Annotated in this window: 23 protein-coding genes; 13 read left to right on the top strand and 10 right to left on the bottom strand. The window is 41.5% G+C overall.

Annotation, left to right across the window (positions count from 1 at the left end; genetic code table 11):
• Positions 1-120: 120 nt before the first annotated feature.
• The gene (dxs, locus tag V6E90_RS10255) at positions 121-2,037 is read right to left on the bottom strand and encodes a 1-deoxy-D-xylulose-5-phosphate synthase (RefSeq protein ID WP_065343264.1); all 1,917 of its coding nucleotides are present in this window, start codon (positions 2,035-2,037) and stop codon (positions 121-123) included.
• 304 nt (positions 2,038-2,341) lie between these two features.
• On the opposite strand from dxs, the gene ribA reads away from it, so the two are divergent.
• The 3 genes from ribA (at position 2,342) to hemF (ending at position 4,528) form a co-directional block, all read left to right on the top strand.
• Positions 2,342-2,944: a GTP cyclohydrolase II gene (ribA, locus tag V6E90_RS10250; RefSeq protein WP_016542807.1), complete on the top strand. Its 603-nt coding sequence runs from the start codon at positions 2,342-2,344 to the stop codon at positions 2,942-2,944.
• 39 nt (positions 2,945-2,983) lie between these two features.
• Positions 2,984-3,457 (top strand): DUF4844 domain-containing protein, encoded by a 474-nt coding sequence (locus tag V6E90_RS10245; RefSeq protein WP_332605268.1) that lies wholly within the window; start codon positions 2,984-2,986, stop codon positions 3,455-3,457.
• Positions 3,458-3,586: 129 nt separating this feature from the next.
• Complete coding sequence (gene hemF, locus V6E90_RS10240; protein WP_332605267.1) at positions 3,587-4,528, top strand: oxygen-dependent coproporphyrinogen oxidase; 942 nt, start codon at positions 3,587-3,589, stop codon at positions 4,526-4,528.
• Positions 4,529-4,569: 41 nt separating this feature from the next.
• On the opposite strand, the gene V6E90_RS10235 is transcribed toward hemF, so the two are convergent.
• Positions 4,570-5,025 carry a GNAT family N-acetyltransferase gene (locus V6E90_RS10235; RefSeq protein WP_332605266.1) on the bottom strand — a complete coding sequence of 152 codons (456 nt, stop codon included), beginning with the start codon at positions 5,023-5,025 and terminating at the stop codon, positions 4,570-4,572.
• Positions 5,026-5,138: 113 nt separating this feature from the next.
• Between V6E90_RS10235 and pdxR the strand changes: the two genes are divergently transcribed.
• On the top strand, positions 5,139-6,620 hold the full coding sequence (pdxR, locus tag V6E90_RS10230) for a MocR-like pyridoxine biosynthesis transcription factor PdxR (RefSeq protein WP_332605265.1): 1,482 nt from the start codon (positions 5,139-5,141) through the stop codon (positions 6,618-6,620).
• A gap of 60 nt (positions 6,621-6,680) precedes the next feature.
• Positions 6,681-7,469: a shikimate dehydrogenase gene (gene aroE, locus V6E90_RS10225; protein WP_016542802.1), complete on the top strand. Its 789-nt coding sequence runs from the start codon at positions 6,681-6,683 to the stop codon at positions 7,467-7,469.
• Between the two features lie 61 nt (positions 7,470-7,530).
• Here aroE and V6E90_RS10220 read toward each other — a convergent pair whose 3' ends face one another.
• Positions 7,531-9,882 carry a hypothetical protein gene (locus V6E90_RS10220; protein WP_332605264.1) on the bottom strand — a complete coding sequence of 784 codons (2,352 nt, stop codon included), beginning with the start codon at positions 9,880-9,882 and terminating at the stop codon, positions 7,531-7,533.
• A gap of 239 nt (positions 9,883-10,121) precedes the next feature.
• On the opposite strand from V6E90_RS10220, the gene V6E90_RS10215 reads away from it, so the two are divergent.
• The gene (locus V6E90_RS10215) at positions 10,122-11,945 is read left to right on the top strand and encodes an acyl-CoA dehydrogenase C-terminal domain-containing protein (RefSeq protein ID WP_332605263.1); all 1,824 of its coding nucleotides are present in this window, start codon (positions 10,122-10,124) and stop codon (positions 11,943-11,945) included.
• 60 nt (positions 11,946-12,005) lie between these two features.
• On the opposite strand, the gene V6E90_RS10210 is transcribed toward V6E90_RS10215, so the two are convergent.
• Positions 12,006-12,680 (bottom strand): hypothetical protein, encoded by a 675-nt coding sequence (locus tag V6E90_RS10210; RefSeq protein ID WP_332605325.1) that lies wholly within the window; start codon positions 12,678-12,680, stop codon positions 12,006-12,008.
• 345 nt (positions 12,681-13,025) lie between these two features.
• Between V6E90_RS10210 and V6E90_RS10205 the strand changes: the two genes are divergently transcribed.
• Complete coding sequence (locus V6E90_RS10205) at positions 13,026-13,295, top strand: PspC domain-containing protein (RefSeq protein WP_005276002.1); 270 nt, start codon at positions 13,026-13,028, stop codon at positions 13,293-13,295.
• A 72-nt stretch (positions 13,296-13,367) separates the two neighbouring features.
• Here V6E90_RS10205 and V6E90_RS10200 read toward each other — a convergent pair whose 3' ends face one another.
• From V6E90_RS10200 to V6E90_RS10185, 4 genes are all read right to left on the bottom strand, one after another.
• Entirely contained in the window at positions 13,368-14,468 is a 1,101-nt protein-coding gene (locus V6E90_RS10200; protein ID WP_016660131.1) for an HPP family protein, read from the bottom strand.
• Between the two features lie 121 nt (positions 14,469-14,589).
• Entirely contained in the window at positions 14,590-15,006 is a 417-nt protein-coding gene (locus V6E90_RS10195) for a lysozyme inhibitor LprI family protein (protein ID WP_023271251.1), read from the bottom strand.
• 132 nt (positions 15,007-15,138) lie between these two features.
• Positions 15,139-15,930, bottom strand: a complete 792-nt coding sequence (locus V6E90_RS10190; RefSeq protein ID WP_332605262.1) for a TIGR03915 family putative DNA repair protein — start codon at positions 15,928-15,930, stop codon at positions 15,139-15,141.
• Between the two features lie 2 nt (positions 15,931-15,932).
• Positions 15,933-17,195, bottom strand: coding sequence for a putative DNA modification/repair radical SAM protein (locus V6E90_RS10185; protein ID WP_332605261.1), 1,263 nt, complete (start codon positions 17,193-17,195; stop codon positions 15,933-15,935).
• A gap of 785 nt (positions 17,196-17,980) precedes the next feature.
• Here V6E90_RS10185 and glyQ point away from each other — a divergent pair.
• From glyQ to V6E90_RS10155, 6 genes are all read left to right on the top strand, one after another.
• Positions 17,981-18,970 (top strand): glycine--tRNA ligase subunit alpha, encoded by a 990-nt coding sequence (gene glyQ, locus V6E90_RS10180; protein ID WP_004775941.1) that lies wholly within the window; start codon positions 17,981-17,983, stop codon positions 18,968-18,970.
• Positions 18,970-21,039, top strand: a complete 2,070-nt coding sequence (gene glyS, locus V6E90_RS10175; protein WP_332605260.1) for a glycine--tRNA ligase subunit beta — start codon at positions 18,970-18,972, stop codon at positions 21,037-21,039. The genes glyQ and glyS overlap by 1 nt, the downstream gene beginning before the upstream one ends.
• Positions 21,040-21,123: 84 nt before the next feature.
• Entirely contained in the window at positions 21,124-21,534 is a 411-nt protein-coding gene (locus V6E90_RS10170; RefSeq protein ID WP_332605259.1) for a hypothetical protein, read from the top strand.
• Positions 21,535-21,713: 179 nt separating this feature from the next.
• Positions 21,714-22,187, top strand: coding sequence for a hypothetical protein (locus V6E90_RS10165; RefSeq protein WP_332605258.1), 474 nt, complete (start codon positions 21,714-21,716; stop codon positions 22,185-22,187).
• 104 nt (positions 22,188-22,291) lie between these two features.
• Positions 22,292-22,714, top strand: coding sequence for a hypothetical protein (locus V6E90_RS10160; protein ID WP_332605257.1), 423 nt, complete (start codon positions 22,292-22,294; stop codon positions 22,712-22,714).
• Positions 22,715-22,934: 220 nt separating this feature from the next.
• The gene (locus V6E90_RS10155; protein ID WP_016542788.1) at positions 22,935-23,345 is read left to right on the top strand and encodes a hypothetical protein; all 411 of its coding nucleotides are present in this window, start codon (positions 22,935-22,937) and stop codon (positions 23,343-23,345) included.
• A gap of 92 nt (positions 23,346-23,437) precedes the next feature.
• Here V6E90_RS10155 and V6E90_RS10150 read toward each other — a convergent pair whose 3' ends face one another.
• Positions 23,438-24,793 (bottom strand): S8 family peptidase, encoded by a 1,356-nt coding sequence (locus V6E90_RS10150; protein ID WP_332605256.1) that lies wholly within the window; start codon positions 24,791-24,793, stop codon positions 23,438-23,440.
• A 76-nt stretch (positions 24,794-24,869) separates the two neighbouring features.
• Positions 24,870-25,181, bottom strand: coding sequence for a hypothetical protein (locus tag V6E90_RS10145; protein WP_016542786.1), 312 nt, complete (start codon positions 25,179-25,181; stop codon positions 24,870-24,872).
• Positions 25,182-25,380 lie beyond the last annotated feature (199 nt).

Here is a 25,380-nt window from a genome sequence, read left to right as displayed (position 1 = left end):
CCCACTACAAATTTGAAGATTTTGACAAAGAATAATGCATAAAAGCCCCTATATTCTATCAAATATAAGCGCTTTTAGGGGAAAAATGTTGCTAAAAATTATTCTAACTTTTACATCAACTTAGTGATGAGAAAACCAAGCTTGCTCAATTGAAGCCAAGATTCCTTGAGTATCTAAACCACAATCATGCAGCATCTGTTGATGCGTAGCTTGATGTAAGAACGTATCTGGCAAGCCCAGATTCAAAATCGGCTTGAGAATACGTGCTTGGGCCAAAAATTCATTGACGGCACTGCCCGCGCCTGCCATCACCGCATGTTCTTCAACAGTCACAAAAAGTTCAGTCTGTAGTGCTAAGTCACGCAGTATTTGTTCATCCAATGGCTTCACAAAGCGCATATTTACCACACGCACAGCAACCGCATGTTTTTGTGCAAACTGTTCAGCAGCATCGATAGAGGCTGCAACACGACTACCAAAGGCAAGGACACTAATCTGCTGTTCAGCATCCAAATTAAATTCAGCCACGATTTCAGCTTTACCTATTTCCATCGTGGTCATCTGCTGCTGAATTTCAACGCCTGTGCCGACACCACGCGGATAACGTACCGCTGTTGGCCCTTGGTAAAGGTAAGCGGTATGCAACATTTGACGACATTCATTTTCGTCTTTTGGTGCCATGATCACCATATTGGGTACAGTACGCATATAAGCATAATCATATGCACCTGCATGGGTTGGGCCATCTTCACCGACCAGACCTGCACGATCTATTCCAAAAGTAACATCGAGATTTTGCAGTGCCACGTCGTGGATCAGCTGATCATAGCCACGTTGTAAGAAAGTCGAATAAATCGCAACAACTGGTTTTAAACCTTCACATGCCATACCTGCCGCTAAAGTCACCGCATGTTGTTCTGCAATGGCCACATCAAAGAAACGCTCAGGATATTGCTGCGCAAATTTAACCATGCCTGAGCCTTCACACATCGCTGGCGTAATTGCCAATAAGCGTTGGTCTTGTGCTGCTTCATCACACAGCCATTGCCCAAATACGTCTGAATATTTAGGTGGCGCTTTTACCGTTGATGTTTTTGCAGCGGTAGCAACCACTGGTGCAATCTTGGTAATGGCGTGATAGGTAATTGGATCAGCTTCCGCAGGCGCGAAACCTTTACCTTTTTTTGTATAAATATGAACTAAACGTGGGCCTTTCCGTTTTTTCAGCGCATGGAAAACTTGTGCCAGCTGTTGCACGTCATGACCATCAAATGGTCCAAAATAATCAAAACCAATCGCTTTAAATAAATTATCAGCGGCATCAGTCGCAGATTGATGTAAGCGCGAATTATAAGTCCACTTTGGATGTGGCTGAACATAGGCTTCCCCTTGCTCATTCACATTAATCAATTGACCTGTTTCCCAAATCGCCGCCAAATGCTTGGCAAAACCACCGGTACTACAAGAAATGGACATATCGTTGTCATTTAAAACTACGATTAAATCGGCATCATGTGCAACCGCATCATTCATGGCTTCAAAAGCCATCCCTGCCGTCATCGCACCATCACCAACAATCGCCACCACATCACATGGATCTTTTTGATAGCGACGCGCCAAGGCCATACCCAAACCAGCTGAAATTGCAGTTGAGGAATGCCCTACGCCAAAAGTATCGAACGCAGACTCATCACGTGCTGGAAAAGCAGCTAAACCATCCTTACTGCGAATCGTGGTGATCCGCTCACGACGACCTGTTAGTACTTTATGTGGGTAAGCTTGATGGCCAACATCCCAGACTAAACGATCATCAGGCGTGTTAAAACAATAATGCAAGGCAACCGTCAGTTCGATCACCCCTAAATTTGCACCAAAGTGTCCACCGCTTTGTCCTGCTGCATACAAAATATATTGACGTAACTCATCCGCCACTTGTTCGAGTTGGCTTTGTTCGAGCTGACGTAATTGTTGTGGATGGTCAATTCCATCTAACAATGGCGTAACAGGACGTTGAGTTGGAATTTCGGTATACAACATAATGTGGCAAAGCCTTTTTAAGCCTGGCAAATCCGAAGCTGGGTTAAATGGGGGCAATCATACAATTAAATACGATCTACCTTCAATCAGCCACATGAGCAAATGATGCAGTGCTGAACATTTGCATGTCAATCTTAATGACTGGCCCGCAGATTATCCTGAATTATGTCACTGTTTATCAACCATTATTGTGTGCTTTGTATGAAAAAGAAAAACTTATGTGAAAAATCAGAAATTCCAATTCACGCAATCTTCATACATTAGGCTATACTCAGACTGTTTTTATTATCATAGTGAGCTCTCTGTGCCGATTGAATTTATTGCAACATCAAAGCTTCCCACCGCTTTTGGTGACTTCAATATTTCTGTGTTTCAAGACCCTAAAACGGGCGAAGAACATGTGGCGCTTTCCAAAGGTTTAGAAACGGCTCCAGACCAGCCGGTACTCGTGCGTATCCACTCAGAATGCTTGACAGGCGATGCTTTCGCCTCGCTGAAATGTGATTGTGGCCCCCAGCTCCAAGCCACTCAACGCTTAATTAATGAGGCGGGTCAAGGCGTGATTTTGTACTTACGCCAAGAAGGCCGTGGTATCGGTTTGACCAACAAAATCCGTGCTTATGCCTTGCAAGATCAAGGGCATGATACGGTTGATGCGAACCTGTTATTGAACCTACCTGCCGATGCGCGTCGTTATGATATGTGCAGCATTATGCTTGATCATCTTCAAGTTAAAGAAGTGAAATTAATCACCAATAATCCTTTAAAACTAAAAGCATTAACGGATTTAGGCATCAATGTGGTTGATCGTGTCCCATTGACAGTGGGTCGAAACCCATTTAATGAGCAGTATTTAAAAACCAAACGTGAGCGTATGGATCATCTCTATAAAAAGGATGACTTCTGAGTTTAGAGTCATCTCGCTCGTTAAAGAGTATTTATTAATATGCAGTTATTCAGTATTTTCTTAGTAACAGGTCTCCTGTTACTAAGTGGCTACACTCAAGCAAATGAGCATAAAACACCCTCTTCAAATACTAAAATTATCAATCAATTACATAAATTTAAGCAGCAAGATCATTTTCTAAGTGATGGCTATCTCTATACAGGCGTTCAAGATAATCAATTGAAAAGAGTATTGAATCAAAAAGTAGCCCACACTGCTGAAGCGTACATCCAGCTTTATCAGCACTCTGATCAACCGAGTAAACAACAGCGACTGAAAATACTTTCTGACGGTATTCATCAAATTGATCCTGATTCACTTGGTACAGATGACAGGGAGCAAGTTGCAGGTACATTTGAACATTTTTTAGATATTACGGGCTTGGAAAGTTCTGAAGGTATTTTAAATACTTGGCTATATAACGAAGAAATTAATCGGCTTATTGAAAAGAGTCGCGCTGCGCAGTCTAAGTAAAAATAGGGTTATCCCCTAGCACCACACCCTAGACCATGCATTTTTCATCTTGACTCAAAAATCCCTTACTTTTCTTATGGAATTGTGTTTTGATATCAATAATTCCTAGATCACTTTAAAAGGATCATCATGCAGCATCCAACTTCAGCTGATATTCAACGTGTTCGTGAGTTTTTACTCGATCTACAGGCACGGATTTGTGCAGGACTAGAGCAACAGGAACGTGCTGGCGGTGGCACCGCTGAGTTTATCATTGATGATTGGCAGCGAACCGAAGGTGGCGGTGGTCGCTCTCGCGTTTTGCAAAATGGTGAAGTGATTGAAAAAGGTGGGGTGATGTTTTCCCACATCAATATCAGCAAGCTACCTGCTTCTGCGACTGAACGTCATCCACAAATTGCAGGCGCGAAAGCACAAGCTTTAGGTGTCTCGTTGGTGATTCACCCGAAAAATCCCAATATCCCAACCTCGCATGCCAATGTTCGCTTATTTGTCGCTGAGCCTGAAGGCCAAGATCCAGTGTGGTGGTTTGGGGGTGGCTTTGACCTAACCCCGTTCTATCCTGACGAGCAAGATGTTCTCAACTGGCATCAAACTGCGTATGACTTATGTCAGCCCTTTGGCGACACGGTTTATGCAGAACATAAGCAATGGTGTGATGATTATTTCTATTTAAAGCATCGTGATGAGCAGCGTGGTGTCGGCGGTTTATTCTTTGATGATTTAAATCAATGGGATTTCGAAACTTGCTTTAAATACATGCAAGCTGTAGGTAATGGCTATTTAGCAGCGATTTTGCCAATTTTTGAAAAGCACCGTGAACAGCCATATACTGAAGCTCAACGTGAGTTCCAGCTGTATCGTCGTGGTCGTTATGTCGAATATAACTTGGTTTATGACCGTGGTACCTTGTTTGGCTTACAAACTGGTGGCCGTATTGAATCGATCTTGGTGAGTTTGCCGAATCTTGCAGGTTGGTCGTATCGCCCTGAGTGGGATGAGAACTCAGCAGAAAAGCATCTTACCGATTATTATCTAAAACCAAGAGATTGGTTGGGTTTGAATGCTTAACCATCTAAAAGCCAAAGCAACCATCTGCTTTGGCTTTTTTCTTAATCTAAATGCATCCGATACTCAATAATCCCTGGCTTTTCTGCAATCCAGTCATAGAGTTTCTGTGCCGTATGATTCGTTTCCTGTGTATGCCAGTATAAGCGATCACACTGATGTTCCCTCGCTTGTTGCTGCACATATTCGATTAAGCGCTTTCCGATCAACTGCCCCCTTTGTGCTGGTGAAACGAATAAATCTTCTAAATAACAATAGTTATTTTTCGCCCAAGTTGAACGGTGAATGACGTAATGTACAAAACCTAAAAGCTGATCTCCTTGTTTTGCAACCGCACAGTAGACGGGCTCAGTTTGATCAAGGAAACGTTGCCATGTGGTTTGTGTAACGGCGCTAGACAGTTCCACCTTGTAAAAATTCTGATAGGCCAGCCAAAAGGGTAACCACTGTTGATAGTCATCTTGTTGCACAGGAGTCACGTGGATGTCTTGATGCTGCATGAAATTTTCCTTAAATTTTATGGTCTTGGAAATGAAGTTAGCAGTGTAGTTTTGATTGTGGATGGTTTATAAGATACAGTTTTGATTTATTTGACAGTACCAGTTTACTCGAAATGAAAAATTCATCTGCTGCCCATTTTCCTCATCTCGTCTTAGCGCAAGGCAACATTAAAGACGCCTTATACACAGCCTTACATACCGCCATTTTAGATGGCAGGCTTCATGCTGGAACAAAACTTCCATCAAGTCGCACATTAGCAGAAATGATGTCTATCTCTCGTAACTCGGTTTTAGCAGCATTAGAGCGCTTATTGGATGAAGGTTATCTCACCACCAAACCAAGTTCTGGAACCTATGTCAGTACGCTCATCCCCGACCAATTCATTCAAGCACAAGCTCAACCTCCTATTAATTCTTCAATAACAGCTCAAAACTTAGATATTAATCATGATCTGGCCCAACATCTTAAAACTTGGCAATTACAACAAACATCACAAGAAAAAAGAGTTTTTCATGTAGGAGTCGGATGTGTTGATCTTTTCCCACACCAACTTTGGGAGAAGCTGCTGAGCCGAGCTTGGCGGCAGTCATACCACCAATTGGGGCAAACGCATGACCCTCGTGGTTACTTGGCTCTACGACAAGCAATTTGTAACTATGTTCGTTCAACACGCGGCTTGAATTGCACAACACAACAAATTTTGATTGTGAACGGAACCCAACAAGCGATCCATTTAACCGCTTTCGCCTTATTGCAGAAGCAGGATCAGGTCTGCATGGATGAACCTGGTTATGATGCCGCTTTAGCAGTTTTCCAGAGTTTTGGGGCAAAAACACAACCCATTTTAAGTGATGATGAAGGGATGAATATTCCAGACATCGTTCAACATCATGCACAAAGTAAATTGATTTATACAACACCCTCACATCATTTTCCATTAGGCGGTACATTGAGTTTAAAACGCCGCTTAATGCTGTTGGAATGGGCTACGCAACAGCAAAAATGGATTTTTGAAGATGACTATAATAGTGAGTTTCGTTACGGCTCTCGTGCTATTCAAGCCTTACAAGGATTAGATCATCAGCAACGTGTGATTTACTCAGGAACATTTTCTAAAATGATGTTCCCTGAGTTTCGCTTAGGCTTTATGGTGATACCAGAGGCATTAGTCGAACTATTTAGTCTTGCAAAGAAGCAAATCGACAGCCAATGTTCTTATTTAGAACAAGTTGCTTTAAGCCTTTTTATCCAAGAAGGCCATTACGCAAGGCATGTCCGCAAAATACGTAAAGCATGTTATGAGCGTCAACAGGTATTAATTCGCGCGATCCAAACCTATCTCGCAGATATTTTAACAATTCAAGTAACTGACTCAGGAATACATTTACTCTGTTGGTTAAATACAGATTGGACGGAACAAGAGTTTATTGCTTACTGCTTAAAGGTTGATTTGGCGGTTCAACCCCTTTCTCGATATTGCCAAACCGACGATTCCCCAAGCGCAGTCTTATTTGGTTATGCGGCACATCAACCTGATGAAATTTGGCGCAATATCCAAAAGCTGGCTGAAGCCATCAAAGTATCCATGATCTGATTGCGATCAAATCAATAACTTTATACACTTCAGCTATTTTCTTCAGTTGATCGTCGCACAATGACCAAACAATTTGCTGTAATTGGAAATCCGATTGAACAATCCCGCTCACCTGAGCTTCATCATGCATTCGCAGCAAAAACTGGGGTCGATCTACACTATAAAAAAATCCTTGCGCCCTTAGATGGTTTTGAAAATGTCGCCAAAGATTTCTTTGCGCACAATGGCGTCGGTATGAATGTCACCGTACCGTTTAAAGAGCAAGCTTTTGCGTTGTGTGATCAGTTGACTGAACGTGCCAAGATCGCCAAAGCTGTCAATACGTTATGGATGCAGGATGGCAAGCTCTATGGTGATAATACTGATGGTCAAGGCTTGGTTGCGGCAATTCAGGCATTGGATTGGAACTTAGAAAATAGCCGTATTTTAATTTTAGGTGCAGGTGGCGCAACCCGCGGTGTGATCTACCCTTTGGTACAAGCAGGTGCACAACAGATTGTGATTGCCAACCGTACCCTCGCCCGCGCTGAACAACTCGTTGACGATTTAAAGGACGCAGTCCCGCAAGCTGAGCTGAAAGCGATTGGCTTAGATCAATTGACAGGTGAATTTGATCTTGTGATTAATGCAACATCCGCAAGTTTAACTGGGGATACGCTACAACTGCCTGAAAGCTTAGTGTTTCATCATGCTTATGAAATGGCTTATGGCAAGCCCTCCAGTTTCCTCGATCAAGCCAAACAACGCCAGATCCCGTCTACTGATGGTTTTGGCATGCTAGTGGGTCAAGCGATTGAAGCATTTTCGATATGGAATGGGGTAAAACCTGAACTCAAAGACTTTTTATAATTATCCAAATACAAAATAAAAAAACCTGCATTTTGCAGGTTTTTTATTGAGGATAAAGAAATTATTTAACGGTCAGCATCTTCTGATACACCTCTTTAAAAATCTCATAATCAATAAATTCGTTATGCTCGATTTTTAAAGACTGAATCGACTTCCCAGACAATTTATTCTTACGCGCATCTACATACACTTGCCCTAAGATATTTGCGGTCTGTCCAAGTAAGACTTTTTCCTCACTTGAAGCGCCGTTCTCTTGTTCGAACTGGATTTGATATTGCTTGGCAAATAACTGCTGTGGTTGCTTATATTGCGCTTGTAGCTTTTTCCACGCTTGGCGATATGTATCACCATGTACTGCATCCAGTACAATACGATTCACCGCTTGTCCCAAAGTATCATCAAACTGGTCTTCGTTTTCAAGATGATGCTTCTTCTGTAAGGCTTCTATGCTTTGTAGCACTTTCCCTTTTGGATTATAAACCTCTTCATTGGCATACCAGTATGCATATACAGTGGCAATTTCTTGCAACTCTTGACTTGAATAACGCTGTACAATTTGTGGTGCATTTTCTGTCAATTTTGCAATGAATACTGCTTTATAGGTTTGGTCATAAGCATGCGTTGCATCATAGCGTTGTTCCGCAATTACTTTGAGTTGATCTTCCAAAGACATGGTATATGGTTCTGCTGAACGTTCTTGAACCCCTGCTTGACCTAATTTCTCAGAGAAACTGTTCACTGCTTGTTCTAGCATAGAGCCTTTACTTGCTTCTGACCAACTCTTCGCACGTTTCAATTGTGCCTGATCAATTGGGGTGGCTTTGCCATAATTTGAAATCAACATATCGGCTTTGACACTAAAACGTGACTTCAACTCAGATAGGCCATAGTTTAAATCATAGTCTAATTTAACCGCACGCCCTTGGGCATCCAAACCAATATCCATAGTAAATGGATTTCGTTTCTCAACTGGTGGCAATGCTTTTGCAATATCCGCTTGATGCTTGATCCAAAGTGCCTTAAATGCCTGATCATCAATAAATTGATTTTGATCATAGGCAGCAAACTGTTTTTCGACCGCTTGTAATTTAGTGATATAACTCAAGAAACCAGATTCAGCTTGCGTACCAAAGACATCAATGTCATACATACTTTGGCAATACTGTGCATCGCCATATGTGGTTTTTGCTGTATTTTGCAGAGCTGTACATTGCTCCTCAGTTAAACCCGCCTGTTCGTCTTTGGATACTTCTGAATCATCGGATACTTCAGCATATTCAGATGCTTCTGGATCATCAGCCGCTGCTGCAACTGCTCGCGCCGCTGCGGCTAACGCCGTATCTTCCTCGGCCTGATCCATATCTACTGCTTCAGCATCATATTCAGTTTCCTCATCCTCCACACCAAAGTGTTTATTCACCAAGCGATACAATTCTTGGCTTACCACACTGGCATCATCCGCTGAATTTTTCTTATCCAATAATGAAGCGGTTTTTTCTGATTTACTTGCAGCATCAACTTCATTGGCAATCAGTTTCTCAAGATTCTCTTCCTTAATGTTGAGAACATTTTGCATGAAGTATTTTTCATTGACCTTGCTATACAAATTGGCTTGTAAAATCAGTTCTTCAATTGAACTTTTTAAACGAATTTTCTCGACCACACCTGCTGCTTGATCAGCAGAAGAAACCGATAAGGCTTGAAGGTTATTTTGATCTGCAAGACGATAATAGACGGCGCCAGAAGCTTTCGTATATTCAGCAAATTTTTTGTAATCCACGTGCTTGAACATATCCTGATATTTAGAAAAATCTAAATAAGCCAGATTATTCTGACTGTCATTATTGACCAAATACGGCATCAGGGCAAAATAGTTGATATAAAATTTATAATTATTCAGATCAATGACCATCGGTATTTTAGCTTGTACCAGCAAAGTTGGCTTTTCATAACGTGCTGTCAGGTTAAATGAGCCCATTTTCTGGCGATAATGCACTGAACCATCATATTCAAACTGCATGTCATTGAGAACATTGGCCATGATTTGGGTAAACTTATCCACCTTGGTCTGACCATTGCTTTTTTGTTCTTGTGCCAAGGCCACATACAACGCTTGTTTTTGTTTTGCGTTTAAATTGACCTTCTGATCTCGTAAATATTGATCGACTTTTTGTTTCAATGCCGTATCCAGAACAGCATTTTCTGCTTTTGTATTGCTATGCTGTTGACTCGGTTCAACATGAATATTAAATTTTCCGCGATAATCATAGCTCGGATATTCATACATCGCATTCATACTATTGATGGCTTTCTGTTCCAGATTGGTCGAAGCTGTATTGGTTTTAATGACATGTTGTGAACATGCAGAAAGACTCAGACCCATTAAGCATAAAGTTAAATATTTTATACGCATAGCTTTACCAAACACCTTTATATCATTATATTTTCAATTCTAAAATTGAGTAATTTTCACATTTCATATCCGTTTTGACACCAACAGAAATGTGGTTTTTCTAAGAACTTATCTTCAAGGAAATTCGCTTTTCTGACATTCTTTTCCCAAGTGATTATCAATGTATTTTTATCACCATTGTGAATAATCAAAGTATCGAAACAGATAATCCAAAATGATTCAAATACAGGATTAAGATTATGCCAGCTTATAAAGCCCCGCTCCGTGATATTCGTTTCTTAATGAACGAAATGTTAGATTATCCAGCACATTACCAAACTTTGACAAGTGGTCAAAATGCGGATGCTGAAACAGTTGATATGATTCTTGAAGGTGCAGCAGATTATTGCGAAAACGTACTTTCACCATTGAATCAATCTGGTGATGAAGAAGGCTGTACGTTTAACAACGGCGAAGTCACTACACCAAAAGGTTTTAAAGAAGCATACGACCAATTCGTTATGGGTGGTTGGCAAGGTCTTTCTTATCCAGAAGAGTTTGGCGGTCAAGGCTTGCCAATGTCTTTAAACCTGATCAAATCTGAAATGATGGGAACGGCGAACTGGTCATTCACCATGTACCCAGGTTTGAGCACAGGCTGTATGAACACGATCATGCAGTTTGGTACAGATGAGCAAAAAAATACCTATATGCCTAAACTGGTTGAAGGGACTTGGTCTGGCACAATGTGCTTAACTGAACCTCAATGTGGTACCGACTTAGGTCAAGTTAAAACTAAAGCAGAACCTGCTGCTGATGGCACCTACAAAATCTCTGGTACTAAAATCTTCATCTCTGCGGGTGAGCACGATTTAACCGAGAACATTATTCACATCGTACTTGCGCGTCTTCCAGATGCACCAGCAGGTACACGTGGTATTTCGCTGTTCATCGTACCTAAGTTCATCCCGACTGAGGATGGTGGCGTAGGTGAGCGTAATACCGTTTCTTGTGGTTCAATCGAACACAAGATGGGGATCAAAGCCTCTGCTACTGCAGTATTGAACTTTGACAATGCAACGGGTTACTTGATCGGCGAAATCAACAAAGGTTTACATGCAATGTTTACCTTTATGAACACTGCCCGCATCGGTACAGCAGTTCAAGGTATTGCGCACGCTGAACTGTCATTCCAAGGTGCTTTACCATATGCAAAAGACCGTATGTCTATGCGTGCCCTTTCTGGTAAGAAAGAGCCTGAGCGTGTAGGTGATGCGATCATTCACCACGCTGACGTTCGCCGTATGTTATTGACGCAAAAAGCGATTGCTGAAGGCGGTCGTTCAATGATCTATCATGCTGCTAAACTTGCAGACAAAATGACAGATGCATTGGTCAATGGCGATCAAGCAGCGTATGAAGCTTATGATGACAAACTTGGTTTTTATACCCCGATCTTAAAAGGTTTCTTGACTGAGCTTGGCTTAGAAGCAGCCAACCACGGTATGCAAGTCTACGGCGGCCATGGCTATATCCGTGAATGGGGTATGGAGCAAATCGCACGTGACGCACGTATCTCTACCTTGTATGAAGGCACGACGGGTATCCAAGCACTTGACTTGATTGGCCGTAAAGTGCTGTTAAGCTCAAAAGGTAAAGTGGTTCGTGACTACACTGCTGAAATCTTGAAGTTCTGTGCAACGCACGCACGTAACAAGTATCTCCGTCGTTTTGCTTGGGACTTAACTAAGCTTTGCGCACAATGGAATACCTTAACCGTTCGTATCATGCTTGCTGCACGTAAAGATCGTGACATCGTTTCTTCAGCTTCAGTTGATTTCTTGATGTTCTCTGGTTATGTCATGATGGCTTACTTCTGGGCACAACAAGCAGTGGTGGCTTCTGAGAAATTAGAAGCGGGTGACGGAATCGAAACACCTGAATTCTATAAAGCAAAAATCAAAGTTGCAGATTTCTACTTCGACCGCCTATTACCACGTGCACAAGGCCATGCGGAATCAATGGTGACAACCTCTCGCACCTTGACTTCACTTGCACCTGAACATTTCAGCTTCGATTACTAATCGGAACTAAAACAAAAAAGAGCGCTGAATGCGCTCTTTTTTGTTTTGAATATAGGTGATTTAATCTACTTTCTTAAATATATAGGCCTGTTCTGGGAATGGATATTCTTTAAAGAACTTACGGTTACGTCCATTATCGCCATTCCAGATCTTGTCCAGATCCATCACCAAGTCCTGATTTGGACTGACTTGATAATACAAATTGACATCCGCAGCATCACAACGAATCATAATTTCATTCAGTTCTTTATGCACATGCCACTGGACCTGCTTACAGGTTTGCTCAATCTTGGCAATATTACGTGACGGGTCTGAACCAAGTCGGCTAAAACTGGTATTGGTCCAAAATACGGAGCCATCCGCCATTAAATTCAGAATATATTCCGCTTCTTTCTCATTATTGACGCAGCCCGCAAAGGCATCACTACAAGGAATACGTGCATGATAACGGCCCGCATAGACCAAATCGGCTTCTGAAGGCTTACTCAAATTATGTTTACGGTCCGCAGAGTATGGCAATGTTGCTTGACCAGCCACTTGGGTCAATGACAAGCCTTGTGTATCAGAGGCAACGGATTCCTGTTCATCGGTCAGCACTTCACTTGCATTACGACTCGATTGCATCTGGGCTTGTTGTTGCTTCATTGGCTCGGGATGATGGCTATCACAAGCACTCAAACCAAGACTCAATAGAACTCCTACACTCACATACTGTAAGAATAACCTGAACTGCATATTCATAAATCTCTAACATCAATATCGTTATCGCGTGCGTTTCACAAACAGACCCCGAACCTCGGAAAATATAGGGATCATTGCCGTGTTCGTCTATTCCCCAAATGGGTAATAGCCAATGCGATAGGACTGAAATAGCAAATTGACAAAGCAGTATGCTTTAATTCGGTGCATTTTAGGCGATGCTGTTGGTTTTTCCATCAAAGATTTACACAACTTAACTAATTTCCCATCTGTTTAAACTTTAAAAAATTCAGTTCGACCCTATTTCTTAATTAACAGCATCCTAAACTGAAATAATTTAATTTTTTACTGCTGTTTCATAAATTTAAGGAGACAAACTCGATGGCCAACTCTGGTTTATATCGCTCAAACCAACAAAGCATGATCGCTGGTGTGATGGGCGGTATTGCGGAACGGTTTGGTTGGAACGCAAATTTATTACGCCTGATCTTTGTTGTGATCTCACTCATGAGTGCAGCCTTCCCAGGTATCTTGGTCTATTTGATTTTATGGTTGGTGATTCCAAAACAACAGCAAGCCCGTGTTGATCATGTGCAAGGTTATAACCAACCTGTAAAAACGATTTATGAAGACCAAAGCATAAAACGTTAATTCTCTTTTACCTTTTTGGTCGCTACGGTTGAAATTACCCCTAATCCAACCGTAGCTTTTTTTAGCTAAAATTTAGGCTTGACGATTCAGTTGTTGTTGCAAGGCTGCAATCATATCCGCACGGCTGATTATCCCAATCAAGCGTTGCTCTTCAACCACGGGAATATAGTTAAACGACTTTTCGACAAAGTAAGGCACCAAATCCTGAATCGGCTGCGTAGGACTGACCGTCACGACTGTATGGCTCATGATTTGTCGCACATAATGCTGCCAAGAGTTGCGTGGATCTGTTGCACCCTTAAACCACTCCACCACTTCATATAAGGCCAAAGTCCCAACCAAATGATCATCGGCATTCACGACTGGCAAACTCATTAAATTCACCGCCTTAAACTTATCTAAGGCCTGATGAATATCATCATGCTCATGTAGCTTAATCACATCACGACTCATAATATCCTGACAAACGAATGTATTCACCAAGCGTTCATTGGCATGCGATTGCGCTTCCAGAATAATTTTTTCTAAATCGTACTGGCTAATATCCAACAGCTCCGTGTGATGCTCTAAGGCATATTCAATATCTTTGGGTTGAATCGAAACTTTCTGGGTCGGTGTCGGATCTTTAGAACGCTCATTCACATGGGCTGTGAGTGGATAATGTCGTCCAATCAAACGATTAAAGAACACCGCAAATACGAGTAATAAAATAGAGTTCAATAACACTGGATATAAGATGAAATGAAAGCCCAATCGATGCACTGCATCCCCACCTAATACAGCGGTAATCGCAACCGCACCACTTGGTGGATGTAAGGAGTCCGTTGTCATCATCAGGAAGATCGCCAAACCGACAGCAACGCTAAAAGCACCAGTTAAGTCAGGTAGATATTGCGTACAAACCACACCAATAAACCCAGCCAAGGTATTTCCGACAATCACATTCCATGGTTGTGCCAAAGGACTATTGGGTACTGCAAATAACAGTACAGAAGATGCGCCCATCGGTGCGATATACCATGCATTCATCCCACCCAGCACATACCAGCTGATCAGTGATGAAATCGCCAAGCCGCATAATGCACCAAGCGCGGAAAGCCCCCTCTCTTTTAAAGGTAGAACTTTATAGTTGGGTTTGAGAAAATTTAGCCAGTCTGATCGGGTCAAGCTCACAATGCACCTTGCTGGAATCGTGTTGTTTTATTCGATGCAGCAGTATACGCCTACTCAAGCTTAAGATGTATTTAAATTACAGTTTTAAGTAATGACTAAAACGATTAAATAAGGAAGCTGATCAATTTAAATATTCTTTTAGCTGTTCCAATCGCTCAGCATATTTTTGCATCGGACAAAATTCATACATTGGTGAACCGATATAGGCACCCGCATTACGACATTCCTGATCCACAAAATTTTTCCAGAGTTGCTGCGATTTCATAATGTCATTATAACGTTCAGGCTGCTTATACTCCTGACTCTGTTTTTTAATTCGATCCAATAATTGTACAATCTGCTTGGTATATAAGGTTTTAGTTCTGGTACTACAGATTTCCACCACTGCATTGTTGATATTACCCAATTTTAGCTCTTGAATGGTTTCGTCAACACATTGGCTATAAGGATCTATGGTTTTATCCTGTGCTTTGGCAAAAGCATGAGCACTCAAACAGGTCATTATCAGTAATGCGACTTTAAACATTAATTTTGTCATTGATTGGCTCTTTTGTTTTTTGTCATCTTTTCAAATCATAATCAAAAATTACGCTGATGCTGATTTTTTTATTCTTCCACATACGGCTGGTCATGGTTGTGAAGCAATCTATTTTGCAAGGATCCAACTAGGCTAAACATATTTTTCATTCAGATAACGCCAATAACGTTTCGGCAGATATTGCACATGCAATTTAATATTTTGCCGTTCTTTAATATTGATACTCTGAAAATAATCTTTCCAAAGCTGATCATATAAGATCTCTTGTTCATCCAACTCTAACTGAAAACTTTGGCTACCGCCCTTTTGCAGATTGCAATCAATCTTATCAGCATCCATAAAGACCTCATGAATCTGCTTGAGGTCGTAATAAAGACCATAGTTACGCTGCTCATCATAAATCAGCCAGCGCTGATCCTGATAACGGCGTCTAAAATGCGGTTGAATCAAAGGCAGTACATTAAAATCGGGACGAACCAAACTTAAAAACAGCCCATCCGTGGTTTTCTTAAACCGTACAAAAGCCTCCATCCGATGCTTTTCACGGCCAACTTTTTTAGTCCATTGAGAAATGGCCAGCACACTCGGATGTAAATAATCTTTTTCAATCGAATAGGACTGCTGAAACACATAGATGCAATAATTAAAGAGATGCTGATAAGCCTCTAGTGACTCAGACAAGGAGGCAAAATAAATCTGCTTTAGCGCAGCTGGAGAAAGCTTCTGTTGTAAAGCAGACCAAACCCGTTGGGCATGTGGCTCATGATTGGCGACATCAACAACATCGGAAAATAAACCATGTTGTGTCTCACCCAATAAACACAGTTGTACCTCAAATTCTTTAAACTGAAAAGCGCGAAATACACAGCTCAGCAAACCTAACATGGAACCATCAAAACAATAGCTCAGTTGCTCATTCAACATCACTAGAACCCCAAACTCAACTGAGGCGAAAGTGGCTTGATATATTTGGATGTACTTTGGGTCAAAATTTGCTGACGAATAAAACCAGAAGAAAGTTCTTTCTGGAAACGTGGACTATCCTCACAACGAATAAAATATTGTGCACGTGAATAGGCCACACCTAACTGCTTTAATAAATCGACATGAATTTTGCCAAAACGACGCGCCTGTACAATTTTCTTGGCGGATCTCACTCCAATACCCGGCACGCGTAAAATCATCAGGTAATCAGCACGATTTAAATCCACGGGAAAATGCTCTGGATGACGCAATGCCCAACTAAGTTTCGGGTCAACATCCAGATCCAGAAGCGGGAATTTTTCATTGACGATTTCATTGACCTGAAAGCCATAAAAACGCATCAACCAATCACTTTGATAAAGTCGATTTTCTCGTAGCAACGGTGGTGCAGAGCCAACCGCAGGTAGATAATTATTCTCGGTATTAATCGGGATATAACCTGAGAAATAGACCCGTTTTAATTTAAATTCTTTATAGTGGCGATCAGCCATAAACAGCACATCTTGATCGGTTTCCTGATGTGCCCCGACTACCATCTGTGTGGTCTGCCCTGCGGGGACATATTTCGGCACATGCTTGATAATCTGACGTTCATCTTTAAGCTGAATCAAGCGATCACGAACCAGCCCCAAATCTTTTTGTACTTCTTGATGTGATTTTTCTGGGGCAAAGGCTTTTAAACCGACCTCGGTTGGCATTTCCAGATTAATACTCATTCGATCGGCATACAGACCCGCTTCATGAATCAATTCAGGCGAAGCACCTGGAATGGTTTTAAGATGAATATAGCCATTAAAGTTTTCTTCCAAGCGGAGTTTCTTCACCACTTGCAGCATACGTTCCATGGTATGGTCGGCTGACTTGAAAATACCAGAACTGAGAAATAGCCCTTCGATATAGTTACGGCGATAGAAATTAATGGTCAAGTCAACCACTTCCTGTACCGTAAATGCCGCCCGTTTGACATCATTGGAACGACGTGACACACAATAGGCACAATCAAAAATGCAGACATTGCTGAACAGGATTTTCAACAAAGAAACACAACGTCCATCTTCGGTATAGCTATGACAAATCCCTGCCCGACTCGCGTCACCAAGACCTTTATCTTTATTTTTACGGTCACTGCCACTGGAGGAACAGGACACATCATATTTGGCAGCGTCCGCTAAAATTTGCAGCTTTTCACGAATGCGATCAGACATTTCAAACGACCTGAAGAGAACAGAGAATATCGTTTAAAAATTAACATTTCAAAGTTGTGAAATTAAGCGCATGTGAGATGCAATACGTCATGAGCTGACGTATAGTTGTGGGTCGAGGACTTGTTATAAGCAAAAATCAAGATAATTCAATGCAATAGCTTGATTAACTCTACAACCTAAATATAAACAATTGAAATAAATAAAGATTAAAATACCATGAACCCCGTACTTCAAAAACTTGCACAACCATTCACTCAAAAACTGATTGTCAGCAAAGCACAAATTTGGCGCTGTTTGATCCAAACACCCTTCTATGCAGGTGTTCCCATCTATCTTATATTGGTGGCTTTTTTTTCGCCCCACGATTACTTTTCTGTCCAAATATTCAAAGTATGCTATGAGATGTTCTTGGTTGTCCTGTACATTGCCTTGATCTATTTCATTCTTGTTTTTCTTCCAAGCTATTTTGTGCAACTGTTGCTACAAAAATACCAAGTGCTGAATTTCTTTTCCATTATGGCTTATGCTCTTTTATTTACTGTTATTGTCCCGAGCTTGATCATTATTTTAAATACCGCCCAAATCAATATTGTCCCATTCAGATTCTTTGTTATTCTCTGTTTTTTCTCTCTTACATTTGCCGTGATCAATTGGATCCTATTAGTCAGAACAGCAAATAAATCTAAAAGCTGTTCAAAGCTGAAATTCCCCAACTAGCCTTTGCCACTCACCACCAAAATCCTTATACTTAAGCACAATTTTTGTTTGATTCCAGTGGATGCACCATGAGTCGTGCTATATCGCATATTGATACCTTTCAGGGCTTAATTCTTGCCCTACAAAACTATTGGGCGGAGCAAGGCTGCGTCGTATTACAACCATATGATATGGAAATGGGCGCAGGTACTTTCCACACTGCAACCTTCTTACGTGCATTGGGGCCAGAAACCTGGAACGCGGCTTATGTTCAACCATCACGTCGTCCAAAAGACGGTCGTTATGGGGAGAATCCGAACCGTTTACAACACTACTATCAGTTCCAAGTGGTACTTAAACCAAACCCAGACAATATCCAACAGCTTTATCTTGATTCGTTAAAAGCCATCGGTATTGATACCCTCACTCACGACATTCGTTTCGTCGAAGACAACTGGGAATCTCCAACCCTCGGCGCATGGGGCTTAGGTTGGGAAGTTTGGTTAAATGGTATGGAAGTGACTCAGTTCACTTACTTCCAACAAGTCGGTGGTATTGAATGTTACCCAGTGACAGGTGAAATCACTTATGGCTTAGAACGTCTCGCCATGTACCTGCAAGGTGTAGACTCAGTTTACGATCTGGTTTGGACCAAAGGCCAATTCGGTACCGTAACTTATGGTGATGTATTCCATCAAAACGAAGTTGAGCAATCAACCTATAACTTCGAATACGCGCCAGTCGATAAAATGTTTGAATTGTTTGACTTCTATGAAGCAGAAGCCTCTCGTTTAATCGAAGCTGAACTACCACTTCCTGCTTACGAGCAAGTCATCAAAGCCTCTCATTGCTTTAACTTGTTGGATGCCCGTGGTGCGATTTCGGTAACTGAACGTCAACGTTATATTTTACGTGTTCGTACTTTGGCGCGTTCAATTGCTCAAAGTTATGTGGCGGCCCGCGCGAAACTTGGTTTCCCTATGGCAGAACCGCATTTGCGTGATGAAGTATTGGCTCAACTTAAAGCACAAGTTGAAGCAGAAGCAGCCCAAGCTGAAAAAGCGAAGGAGAATAAATAATGACTAAGCATACAGTTTTATTCGAACTTGGCTGTGAAGAACTTCCACCAAAAAGCTTAAAAACTTTGCGTGACGCACTCAAAGCAGAAACCGAAAAAGGCTTAAAAGATGCTGGCTTAAACTTCGCTGCTATCGAAGCCTATGCTGCACCACGTCGTTTAGCCTTGAAAATTGTTGATATCGATGCGGCTCAAGCAGACACGCAAAAACGTTTTGATGGCCCTGCTGTACAAGCAGCTTATGATGCTGAAGGCAAACCGACCAAAGCACTTGAAGGATTTATGCGCGGTCAAGGCATCACGGTTGACCAGCTTTCGACGTTCCAAGCAGGTAAAGTTGAAAAAGTATGCTTCTTGAAAGATGTCAAAGGTCAAAGTCTTGACGTTTTACTGCCACAAATTTTACAGACTGCATTGGATAACTTACCAATCGCAAAACGTATGCGTTCAGCGGCAAGCCGTACTGAATTCGTACGCCCAGTAAAATGGGTCGTGTTACTGAAAGATGATCAAGTGGTTGAAGCAACCATTCAAGATCATACAGCAGGTAATGTGACTTATGGTCATCGTTTCCATGCACCTGAAGCCGTGACTTTGATGCATGCAAATGACTATTTAGCAACTCTAGAACAAGCCTATGTGGTTGCGAACTTCGAAAAGCGTCAAGCAACCATTCAAGCACAAGTGAAGACATTGGCAGATGAAGTCAATGCGACCGCTATTGTGCCAGCAGACTTGCTTGATGAAGTCACCAGTCTGGTTGAATGGCCTGTAGCTTTACGTGCAACTTTCGAAGAACGTTATTTAGCGGTTCCACAAGAAGCCTTGATTACCACCATGCAAGATAACCAAAAGTATTTCTGCTTAATCAACGCCGAAGGTAAATTACAGCCTTACTTCATTACCATTTCAAATATTGAGTCGAAAGATCCGATTCAAATTATTGAAGGGAATGAGAAAGTTGTACGTCCTCGTTTGTCTGATGCGGAATTCTTCTTCTTACAAGACCAAAAGCAACCGCTTGCGTCTCGTAAAGAAAAATTAGCCAATATGGTGTTTCAAGCACAATTGGGTACGCTGTGGGATAAATCACAACGTATTGCGAAACTGGCTGTAGCATTATCTCCAATGACGGGTGCCAATGTTGCTGATGCTGAGAAAGCAGCATTACTTGCTAAATGTGACTTAACTTCTGAACTGGTGGGTGAATTCCCAGAACTTCAAGGGATTGCAGGTACTTACTATGCACGCCTTGAAGGTGAAAATAATGAAGTTGCCGAAGCGTTAGGTGAGCAGTATTTACCGAAATTTGCTGGTGATGTATTACCGCAAACCAAAACAGGTACTACTATTGCCCTTGCGGATCGTTTAGATACATTGGTCGGTATTTTCGGTATTGGTCAAGCGCCAACAGGTTCAAAAGATCCATTTGCATTACGTCGTTCTGCAATCGGTATCTTGCGTTTAATCATCGAAAATGAACTTGATGTGACCATTGAAGAATTGGTGAACTTTGCCTTACAAGGTTATGGCGACATCATTAAAGATCACGATAAAACCCGTGCGGATGCGGTTGCATTCCTTGAAGGTCGTTACCGTGCCAAATATGAAGACCAAGGCGTTGCGGTTGATGTGATTCAAGCGGTACAAGCACTTGCACCAAAATCGCCACTTGATTTTGACAAGCGTGTAACTGCGGTCAACCATTTCCGTACATTGCCTGAAGCGGCAGCATTGGCCGCAGCCAATAAACGTGTTGCCAATATTCTTGCCAAAGAAGCGACACCGGAAGGTGCTGTGGTTGAAGCCAATCTGGTTGAAGCGGCTGAAAAAGCACTTTATGCAGAATTGTCTGCACTCACGCCTGTGGTTCAGCCTTTGCTTGCTGCACGTAACTACACAGAAGCCTTGTCTAAGCTGGCTGCGCTTCGTGCACCAATTGATGCCTTCTTTGAAGGCGTGATGGTGATGGCAGATGATGTAGAGTTAAAAGCCAACCGTTTACGTTTACTCGCTCAATTACGTGATTTATTCACGGCAATTGCAGATGTAAGTGTATTGCAAGGCTAAGCCTGTATTTATTTGAAATTATTAAAAAAACCTGCTAAAAATAGCAGGTTTTTTTATTTACACTTTTTATAAGACTATAACGACATGAAAAAATACACTTTATTGCTCTCTATTCTTTTAGCGATTGGACAAAGTGCTTGTTCTTTAAATCCTAGTTCTAGGGCTCAGCCAGAGATAGAAAACCATCAAAATATACAGAACCCTATCGCGATTGGCATGGCTCGAAGTGAATTTATTACCAAAGTGATTACACCAAGCTCAAGTAAATTAATCGGTGATCAACGGATTGATACTTTTATATTCTATAAAAGAGAGGACAGCGCTAAGATGTACGGACAAGCTTTATACAATGGTTTAGTCGCAAGTACATTGCCCTTTGATGCATTAATAGAAAAGGTATCAATCCCAGACTCAGCGTTTAGAGGAGACAAAGCAATTATTCAAGTGATCTATGACTCATCTGATCGCGTGGAAAAAGTTGTAAGAATCCAATAAATCAACTTTGAAAATGAGTACTGTCTCAATTTGCTCAACCTCGTTCATCAATGAATGCATTCATTCAAAGTGCCATCGTGCTGACGCAGCTAAGTGTATGTAGGGTTAAGCTGATATTTGCAGCTATTCAACAAACCTGCTAGTAATAGCAGTTTTTTAATAAACATTGATTAATAAAAATGACGCTACCTAAAAATTATTATCGTATCGATATCATTCTGACCGTTATACATGCCGCTTTACTCTTAATCAGTTGGATAAGCTACACAGTATTTCCATTTATTCGAACCAAACCCGATATGAGTGGCCTGTTTTTTATGATCATTTCGATTTTGGGTGGAATGATTGCACTAATTCTTTTGGCAGTTGTCTTACCTCGTTTAGATCAATCTGTCAGTCAATTAGCACTCAAGAAATTTTTATTTGCCTTACTCTACTGGATCAGCAGCAGCATCATTTTTATTTTATTTGGCAATACGCTATTGCTCTTTAATCAGCCACTCCCTTGTATCCTTATTTTCTCATTTATCTTTTTAGGCTCAATCTATTTCTCCGTCATACGATTCGCACATATACGCAAACAAGATTACTTCATTGTTTTAGGCATTTTTGGCTTTTTATTTCTCTTCTTTTTCTGCATAAGTTTTAGTTAAAGGTTACTTACCGTATCAATTTCATATCATCTTGACTCTTTTCTTCGAACCAACGATAAGATATAAAATCTCGATTGCGACAATATCGCGGAAAGGACAAAAAGATGATCAAAAAAGTACCCGCACTCTGTTTAGCGACTGCACTGATTGCATCGTCTTCGCTCTGGGCAGCAGACCCAACTAGCACCACAAGCACTGCTTCTAATGCTGTCCCTGAAAAAGCCATGCCCTATGGCGATAATCCAAGTCTAGGACGTGTCTTATTGTATAAAACGGGCAAAGGCATGCAGAATTTAGGCGATTCAATCCAAGGTGCATCTGATAACACCTCACAAAAGATCAGTGAAAAATGGCAAGACACCAAGAAATATACGGAAGAGCAATCTGAAGTTGTTCAAGCCCAAACCGAAAAAGCCAAACAGTACACGGCCAAAAAATGGCAAGACACTAAAGATGCTGTGGTAGGCACCAACGAAGGTAATGTTCCGATTGAACGTGCTGGACTGAGCCAACCTTCAAGTAACTAAACCCAAGAACCTCTACCATGTAGAGGTTTTTTATGGCGGCCGATTCATTAGAATAAAGATTTTTTCGGGCTATAAAATATCAGTTATATACAGCGGATTTGTTATAGTGATTTGAAAAATAGGTTTTAAATTTACAGTGTACGCTCAAAACATTTATTGAACTTCACGAGTTTTGCCGACAGACTCAATCGTATAAATTCATCGGACTGGAATTTTGCACATGACGCAACAAAAATTTAAAACCATTCTATTTTCCTGCATCAGTGCAATCAGCTTCACTGCTTGCTCATCATTATCCACGCCCAACAATGGCACACAAACATTACAACAAGTGAAGAATATTGGTGCCACGCCTTCAACTGAAGGCAATACTGCAAAACTGAGCAAACAAGGTCAACACTGCAACATTGAATTTACGGGCTATTTTGATGGTGGTCAGGCCGTTGAGCAGTGGGTGTTTAACCAAAATGGTTTAATTTCAGCAAGCTCTACCACCCAACACTATCAAGATAAAACGCTTGCTCAGCCCACAACCGCAACTGCTTTTGATGTGCAAGATGCGACTGTTCAAGCCAACTTTCAAAAACTGCAAAGTAACTTTAGTGCGGATAAACTAACACAATGTCATTAAGCCTATAAAAAACGCGTTGCATCTATCTCTAGTTGCAACGCGTCATGGCTTTTAAACTATTTTTGGATCGATCTTTCAACTATAAAATCATCTTAATTCGAACTGAGTCCGCTGGTTGCAGCCAGTAAATCAATGCGTGGGAACACCAAACCTGTACGCGTATCGGTAATCGGCTTACCTGTCACTCTTAAACGATTTACGGTTTGATCGATAGTCTCTGATGGTGTCACAGCATTGGCACGTAATAAGGCAATTGCCCCTGCCACATGAGGCGCTGCCTGTGAAGTTCCGCCCTGAGTTTCACCGCCTGCAGTAATCATTGCACCCGGTGCCAATAATGTCACCAGTGAGCCACCATTACTAAAGCAGGTCACTTTATCGGCAGCTGTGGTTGGATCAGAGCATTTCAACGGATTACCCCAAGATACACCACCAATATTACTGTCGTACACCGCGCCTACTCTCACTGCACCTTTTACACAGGCTGGTGAAGAAATCCCATCTGCAAAGGCATCATTACCAGAAGCCACGACAGGTACAACCCCTGCTGCACGCGCATTGGCAAAAGCCGTACTATAGCTACTATTGCTACATTCAGAGGTATATTTCACCCCAGGTACACCCAAGCTTAAATTAATCGCCTTAATGTTATAGGTTTGTGCATTATTTACGGCCCAGTTAATGCCTGCCAGAATGTCGCTGTCATAGGCGGTACTTGCCCATTGCCCTTGTGATCTGACTTTTCTAAACGCATCAATCCCAATAATTTTGGTTTTAGACGCAACTTTGGCAACGATCCCTGATACGTTACTACCATGCCCATCATCATCCAGAGTATTGTCATCTGGTGCACTATCAAAGGCATAGACCACGCGACAAGTTGAAGCTGGGGTATTGACTGCGGTACAACCAAAGTCAGCATGTTTATAATTCACCCCAGTATCAATCACCACCACGCTTGAGCCTTCTCCAGTAAAACCATTTGTGAGCGCTTGTGGCTGGTTAATTAAAGGGAGGCTTTCCATTGTGGTCGGGATATTTTTACGGTTTGGATAAACACCTTTGACATTTGGATCATTCAAGACCTGTGCCAGCGTCTCCCGATTCTGAATACGATAGAGACCTAAAGGTAGGCCATTAAATTCTCGCAAGGTTTGAAAGCCTGCCGCTTTGCTAAATTTATTTTTAAACTGACTTTTACCATCCGCAATCAGACTCCGCTTTTCTCGCCCAAAACCCGAACTGGCCGCACTGGTTTCATACTCGATCAATAAATCATTCGAATCATTATCGACCAAGGCATTAATATTAATTTTGCCTTGTTCTACTTTGTTTAACGCTGCCGAGCTGAGGCTTTGTTTGAGTTGGACAGCATCGAGTGCCGCAGCTGAGGTTGTGGTGGTATAAAAAGCACACAGGCTTAAAAGTAGTAAGGTTTTATTGTTCACTATTGATCTCCATCGTTCTTGGATAAAGAACGGTTCTTAATATCTGTTTTTCTTGGATAAAAGAAGCCCAGACGATTTAAAGTTTTTTAATTTCATTGGCTGGATCAGTTTCAGGATCAATCGGTTGTATCGAAGGATCACTTTTAGTGTCATAAAATTGGTTGTTTTCTTGCGTTTTATCCAATTTTTTTAACATATGCGATGTGGTATGTTCTGTGGTTTTCACCTCCTCTTGATGTAATACAGTTGAAATACCGCCTGAAGGTTCAGGATGGATTTGATATACCGCAGTATCATCGGTTGAGCTGTTCGGTTCTGCAGGTTCAAAATAGAAGACCACCACGCCCAGCGCGATCAATACCAGCAGAAATGCTGCAATCTGTTTCATTCATATTCTCCAGTGCGTTATTTACTGGCCATTACTTGGTTTTCAATTCTTTTTCTATAAATAATGCGAATACAAGTTAAGATTCACTTTAAATTTCACCTATTTTTTTAAATAAAATACGATAGGAGTCATCGTACTATCAAAAAAGACAGTGATGTTTTGGTTCAGGCTTGCGCTTTAAAAAGTATCCTTAATGCAC

Origin of the sequence: Acinetobacter sp. ESBL14 (assembly GCF_036668815.1) — a bacterium.
Classification (GTDB): domain Bacteria; phylum Pseudomonadota; class Gammaproteobacteria; order Pseudomonadales; family Moraxellaceae; genus Acinetobacter; species Acinetobacter gyllenbergii.
Note: the sequence above shows the minus strand (reverse complement) of the source record. Positions and strands in the feature narration are given on the sequence as shown.

What these genes read in the sequence shown, in the direction of transcription:
- dxs (WP_065343264.1), bottom strand. Translation starts at nt 2,037, where the DNA reads ATGTTGTATACCGAAATTCCAACTCAACGTCCTGTTACGCCATTGTTA.
- V6E90_RS10245 (WP_332605268.1), top strand. Translation starts at nt 2,984, where the DNA reads ATGCAGTTATTCAGTATTTTCTTAGTAACAGGTCTCCTGTTACTAAGT.
- hemF (WP_332605267.1), top strand. Translation starts at nt 3,587, where the DNA reads ATGCAGCATCCAACTTCAGCTGATATTCAACGTGTTCGTGAGTTTTTA.
- V6E90_RS10235 (WP_332605266.1), bottom strand. Translation starts at nt 5,025, where the DNA reads ATGCAGCATCAAGACATCCACGTGACTCCTGTGCAACAAGATGACTAT.
- pdxR (WP_332605265.1), top strand. Translation starts at nt 5,139, where the DNA reads ATGAAAAATTCATCTGCTGCCCATTTTCCTCATCTCGTCTTAGCGCAA.
- aroE (WP_016542802.1), top strand. Translation starts at nt 6,681, where the DNA reads ATGACCAAACAATTTGCTGTAATTGGAAATCCGATTGAACAATCCCGC.
- V6E90_RS10220 (WP_332605264.1), bottom strand. Translation starts at nt 9,882, where the DNA reads ATGCGTATAAAATATTTAACTTTATGCTTAATGGGTCTGAGTCTTTCT.
- V6E90_RS10215 (WP_332605263.1), top strand. Translation starts at nt 10,122, where the DNA reads ATGCCAGCTTATAAAGCCCCGCTCCGTGATATTCGTTTCTTAATGAAC.
- V6E90_RS10210 (WP_332605325.1), bottom strand. Translation starts at nt 12,680, where the DNA reads ATGCAGTTCAGGTTATTCTTACAGTATGTGAGTGTAGGAGTTCTATTG.
- V6E90_RS10205 (WP_005276002.1), top strand. Translation starts at nt 13,026, where the DNA reads ATGGCCAACTCTGGTTTATATCGCTCAAACCAACAAAGCATGATCGCT.
- V6E90_RS10195 (WP_023271251.1), bottom strand. Translation starts at nt 15,006, where the DNA reads ATGACAAAATTAATGTTTAAAGTCGCATTACTGATAATGACCTGTTTG.
- V6E90_RS10190 (WP_332605262.1), bottom strand. Translation starts at nt 15,930, where the DNA reads ATGTTGAATGAGCAACTGAGCTATTGTTTTGATGGTTCCATGTTAGGT.
- V6E90_RS10185 (WP_332605261.1), bottom strand. Translation starts at nt 17,195, where the DNA reads ATGTCTGATCGCATTCGTGAAAAGCTGCAAATTTTAGCGGACGCTGCC.
- glyQ (WP_004775941.1), top strand. Translation starts at nt 17,981, where the DNA reads ATGAGTCGTGCTATATCGCATATTGATACCTTTCAGGGCTTAATTCTT.
- glyS (WP_332605260.1), top strand. Translation starts at nt 18,970, where the DNA reads ATGACTAAGCATACAGTTTTATTCGAACTTGGCTGTGAAGAACTTCCA.
- V6E90_RS10170 (WP_332605259.1), top strand. Translation starts at nt 21,124, where the DNA reads ATGAAAAAATACACTTTATTGCTCTCTATTCTTTTAGCGATTGGACAA.
- V6E90_RS10165 (WP_332605258.1), top strand. Translation starts at nt 21,714, where the DNA reads ATGACGCTACCTAAAAATTATTATCGTATCGATATCATTCTGACCGTT.
- V6E90_RS10160 (WP_332605257.1), top strand. Translation starts at nt 22,292, where the DNA reads ATGATCAAAAAAGTACCCGCACTCTGTTTAGCGACTGCACTGATTGCA.
- V6E90_RS10155 (WP_016542788.1), top strand. Translation starts at nt 22,935, where the DNA reads ATGACGCAACAAAAATTTAAAACCATTCTATTTTCCTGCATCAGTGCA.
- V6E90_RS10145 (WP_016542786.1), bottom strand. Translation starts at nt 25,181, where the DNA reads ATGAAACAGATTGCAGCATTTCTGCTGGTATTGATCGCGCTGGGCGTG.